The sequence below is a fragment of the Micromonospora sp. NPDC023644 genome, assembly GCF_040640115.1.
Lineage (GTDB): Bacteria > Actinomycetota > Actinomycetes > Mycobacteriales > Micromonosporaceae > Micromonospora.
This window is the reverse complement of sequence record NZ_JBFABA010000005.1, coordinates 22,400-34,245: the sequence shown is the minus strand read 5'-3', so window position 1 is coordinate 34,245 and position 11,846 is coordinate 22,400. Positions and strand designations below refer to the sequence as shown.

Below are 11,846 nucleotides of genomic sequence, written 5' to 3'. Positions count from 1 at the left end.
CGCGCTTCGCGAAAAGCCGCGCTTCGCGAGAACGATTCCGGTCGCAGCAGAAAACAAGATTGCAAGGCTCCCACATCAACATATACCGCGACGGGGGGCTTGCCGCAAGACCCGGTTCCTGCCGCAGAATCGTCGGCCGGACCCGAGAACGGACGAGGAATTGGGGCACGCCATGCGTGTGTCGTTGTCGACCCACCGAAGGCGCAGTGACGTCGAACCGCTGGTGGCATTCGGAGTGCGATCGCGGCCGTTCGGCACGCAGATGCGGGCGTGCGGACCGCCCGGGTGGGCGGAGCGGCCGGCCGACAGTCAGAGGGGACGGCAAGGAAAGTTGCAAACGGCCACGGAAGGTTCGACCGCGCTCGAGACGCCGGTGATCCGCCCGGCCGGTGGGACACGACGCAGGACGACCACCTCGGAGGTGTCGCGATGATCGAGCAGTACGTGGTGGGTCTCCGGGAGGTCGACCAGACGCAGGTCGCGGTCGTTGGCGGCAAGGGCGCGCACCTGGGGGCGATGTCGCGGATCGACGGCATCCGCGTGCCAGCTGGTTTCTGCGTGACGACAGAGGCCTTCCGGCGGATCTTGGCCGAAGCGCCGTCGATCGACGATCGGCTCGATCAGCTGTCGCACCTGGACCCGGACGACCAGGAGGCGCTCCGCACACTCAGTGCGCAGATCCGCCGGGCCATCGAAGCGGTCGTTCTCCCCGACGATGTGGCGGGGGCGATCACCCGGGCGCTCACCCAGCTCGGTGATCGAGCCGCCTACGCCGTCCGATCCAGCGCGACGGCGGAGGACCTGCCGACGGCCTCCTTCGCAGGCCAACAGGACACGTATCTGAACGTCATCGGACTGACGGCGATCCTCCAGCACGTCAGCCGGTGCTGGGCCTCGCTCTTTACCGAGCGGGCCGTGACCTACCGGCAACGCAACGGCATCGACCACCGCACGGTCCACATGGCCGTCGTCGTACAGAAGATGGCCTTCCCGCAGGCGGCCGGCGTCCTCTTCACGGCCGACCCCGTCACGTCCAACCGCAAGGTCGCCTCCGTGGAGGCCAGCTTCGGCCTCGGCGAGGCGCTGGTCTCCGGGCTGGTGAACGCGGACGCCTACCGGGTGCGGGACGGCGTGATCATCGACAGGGCGATCGCCACCAAGCGGCTCGCCGTCCACGCCCGGCCGGCCGGCGGAACGACGAAACAGGCGATCGAGCCGGAGCGGCAGGAGCAGCCGGCACTGACGGACGCGCAGGTCGTGCGGCTGGTGGAGCTGGGCCGGCGGATCGAAGCCCACTTCGGCCAGCCCCAGGACATCGAATGGTGCCTCGTCGACGACGACTTCCAGATCGTGCAGAGCCGGCCGATCACCACGCTGTTCCCCGTCCCCGAGGCTGGCGACGGAGAGAACCACGTCTACGTCTCCGTCGGCCACCAGCAGATGATGACGGACGCCATGAAGCCCCTGGGGCTCTCCATGTGGCAACTGACGGCCCTCGCGCCGATGCACGCCGCCGGTGGGAGGCTGTTCGTCGACGTCACCCGGGCCCTGGCATCGCCTTCGAGCCGCGCCGGCCTGCTGAGGCTCCTGGGCAGGTCCGATCCGCTGATCAGGGACGCGCTGGAGAGCGTCATCGACCGCGGCGACTTCGTTCCGTCGCTGCCCGATCAGGGCCCGACAGGGTCGCCAGCGGGCAACGCGCCCGCCCCGGTCGAGACCGACCCGGCGATCGTCACCGACCTGATCGAACGCAGTCAGGCCTCCATCGCCGCCTTGCGGCACGACATCGCCACGACATCCGGGCCGGCGCGGTTCGACTTCCTCCTGGCGGCCTTCCAGGAGCACAAGCGGCTCCTGGCCGATCCACGGAGCATGCAGGTGATCACGGCGGGGATGGAGGCCTCGTGGTGGCTCAATGAGCAACTGCAGGCGTGGCTGGGCGAGAAGAACGTGGCCGACACGCTCACGTTGTCCGCGCCGCACAACGTCACGTCGGAGATGGGGCTGGCACTCCTGGACGTCGCCGACGTCATCCGCCCGCATCCGGAGGTGGTGGCCTTTCTGCGGGAGGTCGAGGACGAGGGCTTCCTGGACGAGCTGCCCGGGCTTCCGGGCGGCCAGGAAGCGCGAGACGCCATCCGGGCCTATCTCGACAGGTACGGCATGCGCTGCGTCGGCGAGATCGACATCACGAGGCCGCGCTGGAGCGAACGCCCCACCACGCTCGTGCCCGTCATCCTCGACCACGTCAGGCACTTCGGGCCGGGGGCCCGCAAGCGGCGCTTCGAGCAGGGGCGCCAGCAGGCGGAGCAGAAGGAACGGGAGGTTCTGGAGCGCCTGCGTGCCCTGCCGGACGGGGAGCGCAAGGCGGAGGAGACGAAGCGGATGATCGACCGGGTCCGGACCTTCATCGGGTACCGGGAGTATCCGAAGTACGCCATCGTCAGCCGCTACCTCGTCTACAAGCGGGCCCTGCTGGAGGAGGCCGAGCGTCTCGTGCGGGCCAACGTGCTCGCGGAGAGGGAGGACGTCTTCTACCTCACGTTCCAGGAACTGCATGACGTCGTGCGCACGAACACGGTGGATGACCAGCTCATCCACCGGCGGAAGGACGCCTTCAGGTCGTACCGGACACTCACCCCGCCCCGGGTGCTCACGTCGGAGGGTGAGGGCATCGCCGGCGCGTACCGACGCGACGATGCGCCGCCCGGCGCGCTGGTCGGTCTCCCGGTCTCCGGCGGGATCGTCGAGGGGCGGGCCCGCGTCGTCCTGGACCTGGCCAGCGCCGCTCTCGAACCAGGCGACATCCTGGTCACCGCCTACACCGACCCGAGCTGGTCACCCCTGTTCGTCGCGATCCAGGGACTGGTGACGGAGGTGGGCGGCCTCATGACCCACGGGGCGGTGATCGCCCGGGAGTACGGCCTGCCGGCCCTCGTCGGCGTGGAGCATGCGACCACGCTGATCCGGGACGGGCAGCGGATCCGCGTGCACGCGACCGACGGGTACGTCGAAATCCTGCCCTGACCGACCACCGCGATGCGTGCGGTCATGGCGCCCGAGGCTGGTACCGGCGTCATCACCGGTGAGGAACTCGATGCCCTGGCCGGCGGCAACCTGCACCTGATCCGGGGCATGATCGGCTGGCCCGGCGCCGGGATCTACCAGATGAACGGCCAGCCCACCGCGCAGAACACCCGGGAGACCGGCGCCGACGGGGACCTGCCGGGCCTGCGCAACTGGGAGAACACCGCGCACATCGAGGAGCTGGCCCGGCTCTGGAACGTCGAGGTCGACACCATCCCGCACTGGGCGCCGCCGACGCACGCCATGCAGATCTTCCGGTACGCGGAGCAGGGCTCGATCAAGCTGCTCTGGATCAGCGCCACCAACCCGGCCGTGTCCCTGCCCGACCTGTCGCGCGTCCGGCGCGTCCTGGCGAAGCCGGAACTGTTCGTGGTGGTGCAGACCTGTTCCTGACCGAGACCGCCGAGCTGGCCGACGTGGTGCTGCCCGGTGCCACCTGGGGAGAGAAGACGATGGGGCTGCCGGTGTCGAGCACCCAGAGCCGGTCGGCCGGGTCGACCACGATGCTCTGCACGGACACGAACGCCTGGGCGTCGTCGTCGGCCGACGGGCTGTTCAACCGCTGGTCGGGAAACGGCACCTCCGCGCCGTCGCGCAGCTCGACGACCGTGGCGGGCACCTCGTCGCCCCACCTGGGGAAGTTGACGAAGACTCGTCCCGTGTGCGAGACGCTCACGCCGGTCGGCATCGGCCCGGTGAAGGTGTGCACGACCTCCAGCTCGCCGGCGGGCTCGTCGCTCACCGGGCCCGTCATCGCGACGCCTCGGGCGCGACGGCCGTGACCGTGTCGCGGACCGGGTGCGGAACGAGACCGGTGATCCAGCGGGCGGCCGACCCGCAGCGGGGGTCGGTGGGCCCGGGGGCCGGGCGCGCGACGTTGCCCTCGCCGGCGCTGCTGGTGGGTCTGGCGGGTAGCGCCATGTCGAGGTGGGTGACGGCGCTCGGAGCGGACGTGCCAGCGATGCGAACTGCACTGGTCGGTGTCATCTTCGCCTGCTACCCGCCGCCATGGCGGTGACACCTGGCAGGTGTGGTGGACCGGGCGGCCGGACGTCGGACCAGACACGACCGGCCGTCCGGCGACTGTCCGTCTGACCGGTTCGGCTGACGGCGGTGCGCTGCCGGACGCCCTCAGCGGGGCTGCCGTCGGCGGTCGCCGCCATCCGGCTCGCGGGCGGCCCCGACCCCGAAGCGAAAACGCTTATGACAACCGTTATCGTTACCGCGTTGCCTGCCTCCCGACGAAAGTTCTCGGTTGTGACACGACTACGTCTCGCTCTGGCCTCCCTGCTCGCCGCCGGTGTCACGTTGACCGGCTGCGCCGGTCCCTCCGCACCGGCACAGCCCGCTGCCGCCCCCGCGCCCTCCGCGCCGCCGGTGGAGGCGGTGACCCACGCGTTGAGCCTGACCGACGTACGAGGGCAGACGGTCAGCCTGAAGTCGAAGCCGGACCGGATCGTCTGCCTCACCGGGCTGTGCGACGACGCGCTGGTGGAACTGGGTCTGACGCCGGCGGCGACCACCACGCCGAAGCTCGTCGCCCGTCCCGACTACCTCGGGGAGGCCGGCAGGGCCGTGCCCACCCTGCCAGGCATGTTCGGCAACGAGGACGTGGCGGCCATCGCCGCCGCGAAGCCGGACCTCGTCATGGGTCTCGCTGGAGCGCACGATCAGCTTCGCCCGGCGATCGAGAAGTTCGCGCCGCTGTGGCTGGTCGAGGTGAAGACGTACGAGGACTCGGTGCGCTACCTACGCGACGTGGCGACGCTGACCGACCGCGGCGCCCAGCAGGTGCTGGCCGAGCGCGCGTTCCGCGAGCGGCTCGCCGCCGCCCGGGCCACCTCGACCGAGCGTGGGCTGAACGGGACGACCGTGCTGGCGATGTACGGCGGCACGTCGATCGGGGTCAACACCTCCGACGACCTGCTCGGCCACCTGCTGTCGCAGGTGTTCGACTACCCGTGGCCGAGCAAGGGCGGCGGCTTCGACACCGCGCAGGCGTACAACGTGGAGGAGATCCTCACGCGCGACCCGGACATCGTGTTCATCCAGTCGTTCACCTTCGGCCCGGACGCCAGGACGGTGTCGGCCCAGTACGCCGCCAACCCCGTGTGGAAGCGGATCACGGCGGTGCGGGAGGGCCGGGCGTACGAGGTGCCGGCGGAGCTGTGGGCCTCGGGCCGGGGCACCCGCGCGTTGGGGTTGATTCTCGACGAGGCGGTCGCCAAGGCGACCGCATGACGGCGCTCGGCGTCGCCGTGCCCCGGCCGGTGCCGCGCTGGTCGGCGGCGTTGACGCTGGTGGCCGCCCTCGCCGTCGCGGTCGGGTCGACCCTGGCCGTGAGCCTGCCCGCAGAGGCGGACGTCGCGCGGGTGGTGCTGTGGGAGCTGCGGATGCCACGGCTGCTGCTCGCCCTCCTGGGCGGCGCGGCGGTCGGGGCGGCGGGACTGCTGATGCAGGCGGCACTGCGCAATCCGCTGGCCGTGCCGGAACTGTTGGGGGTGTCCACCGGCGGCGCCCTGGCAGCGGCGGTGACGGTGGTCTGGGCGTTGCCGGTCCCGGTGGCGCTCCAGCCGGTGGTGGCGCTGGTCGGGGCGGTGTCTGGGGGTGCGGTGTGCCTGGCTGCTGCCGGCACGGGTCGCGGCCCGGGCGCGGTGCTGCTGATCGGCGCGGCGGTCTCCACCGCGTTGCAGGCGGTGCTGTTGGCCGTGCTGGCGGCTGCCGACCGGCTGCAGTACGACACGCTGTTCCGGTACCTGGTCGGCAGCCTCACGGGAATCACCTGGGACCACGCCCGGCTGACGCTGCCGTGGTTGCTGGCGTGCGTGCCGCTGGTCGTGCTGGCGTTGCCCGCGCTCGGGGTGCTGCGCCTCGGTGACGAGGCGGCGGCGGCCGTCGGGCTGCACGTGGGCCGGGCCCGGATCGCCGTGCTGGGGCTCGCCGCCGTCCTGGTCGCCGTGGTGGTGGGACCGTGCGGACCGATCGCGTGGATCGGCTTCGTCGCGCCCCACGCTGCCCGCCGGCTGCGCCCGGCCGCCGACGCGCGCCTCCTGCTGCCCTGGGCGGCGGCGATCGGCGCGCTGTTCACCACGGTCGCCGACCTCGCCGCCCGACACGTCTTCGCCCCGGCCGAGACTCCGCTCGGCGCGTGGACGGCGGCCGTCGGCATCGTCGCCGGGTTGCTCATGCTGGCGCGACGGAGCACCTCGTGAGGTGGTGGTGGGCGGTCGGGGCGCTGCTCGCGGCGGCCGTCGCGGAACTGGCCGTGGGCCACGGCGTGGACTGGCCGCGGCTGGACCCGTTGGAGCAGCGGATACTCGTCGAGCTGCGGCTGCCTCGCCTGGTCACCGCGCTGCTCGCCGGTGCCGGGCTGGGGGCGGCCGGACTGCTGTTGCAGGCCGTGCTGCGCAACCCGCTGGCCGCGCCGGAGCTGACGGGGGTGAGTCCGGGCGCGGTGCTCGGCGTGCTCACCGGCATCCAGCTCGGGCTGGTGCCCGCGGACTCGGCGTCCGGCGCGCTCCTTGCCGCGCTGGCCGGCGGCGCCCTCGGTGGCGCGCTGATGTGGCTGCTGGCGCGGCACGGCTCGACGACGCAGGTGGCGGCGTACGGGCTGCTCGGGTCGGCGGCGCTGGCCGGGGTCACCACGCTGTTGCTGGCGTACCAGCCGGGTCGGTTCGGCAACGCGATGCGCTGGCTCGTCGGCTCGACCGACGGCCGGGTCTGGGCGCACGTGCAGACCGCGTGGCCGTGGCTGGTCGTGTCGCTGGTGCTGGCCTGGCTGTGCTCGGCCCCGCTGGGCGTGCTGGCCGCCGGTGACGGGCACGCCGTCGCGCTCGGTGTGCCGCCCCGCCCGGCCCGCGCGGTCGGCCTCGCGCTGGCGGTGGCGTTGGCTGCCGGGGCCGTCGCGCTGGCCGGCGCGCTGGCCTTCGTCGGGCTGGTCGTGCCCCACGTGGCCCGGGCGATGTGCGGGGCGGACCTGCGCCGGGCGTTGCCGGCCGGCGCGCTGGTCGGGGCGGGTGCGGTCGCGGGTGCGGACGCGCTCGCGCAGGTGTTGACGGTGATGGTGCGGTCCGGATCGGCCGCGCAGCGGCTGGGCGTGCCGGCGGGCGCGGTGACCGCGCTGCTCGGGGCGGTGGCCCTGGTCGTCGTGGCGCGCAGGTCGTCTCACGTGGAGGTGTCATGACGCAACCGGTGTTCGCGGCGGAGGAGGTCCGGTACCGGTACCGGGACCGGCCGGTGCTCGACGGGGTGTCCCTGGTCGTCCGTCCCGGCGAGTGCGTGGCGCTCGTGGGCCGCAACGGCTGCGGCAAGTCGACCCTGCTGCGGCTGCTCGCCGGCATCGACTCGCCGGAGAGCGGGCGGGTCCTGCTGCGCGGCTGCCCGGCACACGCGATGCGCCGGCGGGACGTGGCGCGGCAGGTGGCCGTGCTGCACCAACAGCTACCGCCGATGCCGGGGATGACCGTGCGGCAACTCGTCGCGCAGGGCCGCTACCCGCACCGGGGGCCGTTGGGGATGCTGTGGCGCCCGGAGGACGCCGAAGCGGTCGCCGCACTCGACGCGGCGGACGTGGCGGGGCTCGCCGCGCGGGAGGTGGACACGCTCAGCGGCGGCGAACGCCAGCGGGTCCGCCTCGCGCTCGCGCTCGCGCAGCGGACCCCGGTGCTGCTGCTGGACGAGCCGACCACCTTCCTCGACGTACGGCACCAGTTGGAGGTGCTGTCGCTGGTGCGCCGCCTGCACGCCGAGCGGGGCCTGACCGTGGTGGCGGTGCTGCACGAACTGGACCACGCCGCCCGGTTCACCGACCGGGTCGTGGCGCTGGCCGAGGGCAGGGTCGCCGCCGACGGGCCGCCTGTCGAGGTGGTCACCCCGGAGCTGCTCGCCACGGTGTTCGGCGTACGCGGCCGGGTGGTCACCGACGCGCACACCGGCGCCGTCCGGGCGCTGGCGGACACCCCGCTGGAGGCGGCGTGATCGTCCACCGGGAGTTGGTGCGGCTCGGCGGCGCCGTCGCCGGCCCGGTGGCCGGGTGCGCGGCGCTCGGCGTGGCGGTCTCGGCCGCGTACGTCGGTCAGGCCCTGCTGCTCGCCGCGGCGCTGGCGGCGGTGGCGCGCCGCGACCTCGACGCCACTCCCCCGCTGCTGGCCGGTGTGCTCGCCGTGATCGTGACCCGGGCCGTGCTGCTGTACTGGCGGGAGGTCGCGACCGCCACGGCGGGCGCCCGGATCCGGGCCCGGCTGCGCGACCGGTTGGTGGCGCGGCTGGCCGAGCTGGGCCCGGCCTGGCTGACCGGGGCGCGCACCGGGCGCACCCAGGCCACGCTGGTCGACGGCGTGGAAGGGCTCGACGCCTACTACAGCCGCTACGTCCCGCAGGTGCTCGTCACGGTGGCCGTCCCGACGGCGCTGGTGGGGTGGCTGGCCACCGTCGCGCCCGTCGCCGCGGCGCTGCTCGGCACCGCCGTGCTGCTGGTGCTGACCGTCCCCCGGGTGTGGGACGCCACCCTCCTGCGGCGGGGCCGGGAACGGTGGGCGGCCTTCACCGCGCTCGCCGCCGACTTCCTCGACACCCTCCAGGGCGCCGCGGCCCTGCGGGCCTTCGGCGCGGTCGGCCGAATGCGCGACCGCATCGAGGCGCGCAACCGCGACCTGCACGCCACCACCATGACGCAGCTGCGGCTGTCGTTGATCGAGAGCGGGATCAGCGCCCTGCTCATCCAGGCCGGGCTCGCCGCGGCGACCGTCGCCGCGGCCGTGGCCGCGAGCGGCGGCCGGGCCGACGCGACCACCGCGTTCCTGGTGCTGCTGGTCTCGGTGGAGTGCTTCCGGCCGGTACGCGACCTGGGCGCGCACTGGCACGCCGGCTACCTCGGCATCACCGCCGTCGACGGCCTCACCGACCTGCTCACCGCGCCGGCCCCGGTGACACACACCGGCCGCCTCGCCCCCCGTTTCACCGAGGGCCCGGCGGTCGCCCTCGAGGCGGTCAGCTACCGCTACCCCGACCGGGAGTCGCCGGCGGTGCGGGACGTGACGCTGCGGCTGGCCCCCGGCGAGACCGTCGCGGTGGTCGGCCGGTCCGGCGCGGGCAAGTCGACCCTGGCCAGCCTGCTGCTGCGGCACCTCGACCCACACACCGGCCGGATCACCGTGGACGGCGTCGACCTGCGCGACCTGACGCCCGACGCGCTGCACCGGACGGTGACCGTGGTCGCGCAGGAGACGTACCTCTTCCATGGCACGGTGGCGGAGAACCTGCGCCTTGCCCGCCCGGACGCCACCGACGCCGACCTGCGGGCCGCGGCCCGCGCCGCCGGCGCACACGACTTCATCACGGCCCTGCCGGACGGGTACGCGACAGCCGTGGGCGAGCGCGGCACCACCTTCTCCGGCGGGCAGCGGCAGCGACTGGCCATCGCCCGCGCGCTGCTCGCCGACACCCCGGTGCTCGTCCTCGACGAGGCCACCTCCCACCTGGACAGACGACAGGAAGCCGAGATCGTGACGGCGCTGGCCGACGCCACGCGCGGGCGCACCTGCCTGGTCATCGCCCATCGTCTCGCCAGCGTCCTGCACGCCGACCGGATCGCGCTGATGCGCGACGGCCGGATCACCGCCACCGGCAGCCACGACGACCTGCTGCGCACCACCCGCGCCTACGCAGAACTCATCACCGCGCAGGAGGTGCCCTGATGGTCACGACGGACCTCGCAGCCGACCCGGCCGCCCCGCCGACCGGCCGTGCCGCGGAGCCCGGGCCCGACGGCCGGCAGCCCGGCGCGCTGCGGCGGCTGCTGCCCGCGATCGCGGGGCACTCCGGGGCCTTCCGGGCGACCCTGGCGGCGAACCTCGTCGGGCAGCTCGCCATCGCCGGCGCGGCGGTCCTCGGCGCGTGGCTGCTCGGACGGGCGGTGAGCGGGGTTCCCACACCGGTCGACGTGGTCGCCGCGGTGCTCGGCGGGCTGGTGGCGGTCATCGCCGCGGCCACCTGGTGGGAGATGCTCGTCTCGCACGACCTGGCCTACCGGGTCCTGGCCGACCTGCGACTGCGGGTCTACGACGCGATCACCCGGATCGCGCCCGGCGGACTGGCCGGCAGGCGCTCCGGTGACCTCACCACCGTCGCGCTGTCCGACGTGGAGACCCTGGAATGGCTCTTCGCGCACACGATCGCGCAGCTGCTGACCGCCACCGTCGTCCTGACCGCCGGCACGCTGCTCGCCGCGTCGATCGACCCGTGGCTGCCCGCCGTGGTGCTGCCGCTGGCCGGCCTGATCACGGTGGTGCCGTGGCTGCTGCGCCGCCACGCCGACCGGCACGGCACGCGGGTGCGGGCGGCGACCGCCAGCATGACGGCCGACATCGTCGACACCGTGCAGGGCCTGCGGGAGCTGACCGTCTTCGGGGCGATGGACCGGCAGCGCGCCCACCTGGCCGCGCGGACCCGGCAGCTCGGCCGGGCGCAGCGGGCCAACGCCGCCCGGGCGGGCCTGGAGACGGCGCTCGTCGACGCGCTGCTGGCCGTGGCCGGCGTCGGCGGGCTGCTGGTCGTGGCCGACGGTGTCGGTACGGGCCGTCTGGACCCCGCACTCGCACCGGTCGCGGTGGTCCTCTCCGGAACCGTGCTCGGCCCGGCGGCCCAGGTCGCGCTGCTGCTCAAGCAGGCCGGCGTCCTCCGCGCCGCGGCTGACCGCGTCGACACCCTGCTGCGCGCCCCGGCACCGGTCACCGCCCCGACCGACCCACTGCCGGCGCCCGCCGGTGGCGAGGTGACCTTCGACGACGTGCACTTCGGCTACCTGCCCGGCCGTCCGGTGCTGTCGGGCGTCTCGTTCACGATCCGTCCCGGCGAGACCGTCGCCCTGGTCGGCGCCTCCGGCGTCGGCAAGTCCACCTGCGTCCACCTGCTGTTGCGCTACGCCGACCCCACCGCTGGCCGGATCACCGTCGGCGGCGTCGACCTGCGGCACCTCACCGACACCGACCTCCGGCGCACGGTCACCGTCGTGCCCCAGGACGTGCATCTCTTCCCCGGGTCGATCGCCGACAACATCCGCCTGGGCCGGCCCGACGCCACCGACACCGACCTGCGACGAGCCGCCGACACCGCACAGGTCAGCGCGTTCGCCGACGAACTGCCACGCCGGTTGGAGACCCCCGTCGGGGAGCGGGGCGGCGCCCTCTCCGGTGGCCAGCGGGCCCGGGTCGCCGTCGCCCGCGCACTGCTCACCGAGGCGCCGATCCTCGTCCTCGACGAGGCCGTGGCGAACCTCGACGCTCGCACCGAGCGTGACCTGGCTGAGGCCCTCGACGCCGCCCGCGCCGGGCGGACGACCCTGGTGATCGCCCACCGCCTGTCCACGATCATGCGCGCCGACCGCGTCGTGATGCTCGACGCCGGCCGCGTCGTCGCCGACGGCGCCTTCGAAGAGCTGCGCGACCGGCAGCCCCTGGCCGGCCTGCTGGCCGATCAACTCTCGGCCCACCGGCACACACCACGACGCCCTTGATTCCACAGGCTCAGGGTTCGACTCCCTGGCGGCCCACTCCTGCGCAGGTCAGCGGCCCTGACTGAGCTTCTGAACGCCGCGATCAGGGCCGGCGCGGCAGCGAAGTACAGCGGTAGGCCGTCCACCGGTCCAGCGCGCTGCCGAGCCGCTTGAGGGCGTGGCGGGTGGCCGCCGACGACACCACCGTGTCCCGCCGTGAGCTTTCGCCTCCTGGCACTCGCGGCCGAAGCTGCCGCTTCGCTCGACA

Annotated in this window: 9 protein-coding genes; all 9 read left to right on the top strand. The window is 73.7% G+C overall.

Translation table 11 applies throughout. The annotated features are described in order from the left end of the window. The first annotated feature begins 429 nt into the window (after positions 1 to 429). The 9 genes from rph (at position 430) to cydC (ending at position 11,599) form a co-directional block, all read left to right on the top strand. Entirely contained in the window at positions 430 to 3,027 is a 2,598-nt protein-coding gene (gene rph, locus AB0G08_RS05825; RefSeq protein WP_358083679.1) for a rifamycin-inactivating phosphotransferase, read from the top strand. A gap of 24 nt (positions 3,028 to 3,051) precedes the next feature. Next, positions 3,052 to 3,480 carry a hypothetical protein gene (locus tag AB0G08_RS05820; RefSeq protein ID WP_358083677.1) on the top strand — a complete coding sequence of 143 codons (429 nt, stop codon included), beginning with the start codon at positions 3,052 to 3,054 and terminating at the stop codon, positions 3,478 to 3,480. Between the two features lie 23 nt (positions 3,481 to 3,503). Further along, positions 3,504 to 3,869: a hypothetical protein gene (locus AB0G08_RS05815; RefSeq protein WP_358083674.1), complete on the top strand. Its 366-nt coding sequence runs from the start codon at positions 3,504 to 3,506 to the stop codon at positions 3,867 to 3,869. Between the two features lie 475 nt (positions 3,870 to 4,344). Next, positions 4,345 to 5,328 carry an ABC transporter substrate-binding protein gene (locus AB0G08_RS05810; protein WP_358083672.1) on the top strand — a complete coding sequence of 328 codons (984 nt, stop codon included), beginning with the start codon at positions 4,345 to 4,347 and terminating at the stop codon, positions 5,326 to 5,328. Then, positions 5,325 to 6,299, top strand: a complete 975-nt coding sequence (locus tag AB0G08_RS05805; protein ID WP_358083669.1) for an iron ABC transporter permease — start codon at positions 5,325 to 5,327, stop codon at positions 6,297 to 6,299. Before AB0G08_RS05810 ends, AB0G08_RS05805 begins: the two co-directional genes overlap by 4 nt. Further along, positions 6,296 to 7,270, top strand: a complete 975-nt coding sequence (locus AB0G08_RS05800) for an iron chelate uptake ABC transporter family permease subunit (protein ID WP_358083666.1) — start codon at positions 6,296 to 6,298, stop codon at positions 7,268 to 7,270. Before AB0G08_RS05805 ends, AB0G08_RS05800 begins: the two co-directional genes overlap by 4 nt. Continuing rightward, complete coding sequence (locus AB0G08_RS05795; RefSeq protein ID WP_358083663.1) at positions 7,267 to 8,064, top strand: ABC transporter ATP-binding protein; 798 nt, start codon at positions 7,267 to 7,269, stop codon at positions 8,062 to 8,064. Before AB0G08_RS05800 ends, AB0G08_RS05795 begins: the two co-directional genes overlap by 4 nt. Further along, positions 8,061 to 9,782 (top strand): ATP-binding cassette domain-containing protein, encoded by a 1,722-nt coding sequence (locus AB0G08_RS05790; protein WP_358083659.1) that lies wholly within the window; start codon positions 8,061 to 8,063, stop codon positions 9,780 to 9,782. Before AB0G08_RS05795 ends, AB0G08_RS05790 begins: the two co-directional genes overlap by 4 nt. Continuing rightward, positions 9,782 to 11,599: a thiol reductant ABC exporter subunit CydC gene (gene cydC, locus AB0G08_RS05785; RefSeq protein WP_358083656.1), complete on the top strand. Its 1,818-nt coding sequence runs from the start codon at positions 9,782 to 9,784 to the stop codon at positions 11,597 to 11,599. Before AB0G08_RS05790 ends, cydC begins: the two co-directional genes overlap by 1 nt. Positions 11,600 to 11,846 lie beyond the last annotated feature (247 nt).

Excerpts from the sequence above, each read along its gene's own strand:
- rph (WP_358083679.1), top strand. The coding sequence starts at position 430 with ATGATCGAGCAGTACGTGGTGGGTCTCCGGGAGGTCGACCAGACGCAG.
- AB0G08_RS05820 (WP_358083677.1), top strand. The coding sequence starts at position 3,052 with ATGGCGCCCGAGGCTGGTACCGGCGTCATCACCGGTGAGGAACTCGAT.
- AB0G08_RS05805 (WP_358083669.1), top strand. The coding sequence starts at position 5,325 with ATGACGGCGCTCGGCGTCGCCGTGCCCCGGCCGGTGCCGCGCTGGTCG.
- AB0G08_RS05795 (WP_358083663.1), top strand. The coding sequence starts at position 7,267 with ATGACGCAACCGGTGTTCGCGGCGGAGGAGGTCCGGTACCGGTACCGG.
- cydC (WP_358083656.1), top strand. The coding sequence starts at position 9,782 with ATGGTCACGACGGACCTCGCAGCCGACCCGGCCGCCCCGCCGACCGGC.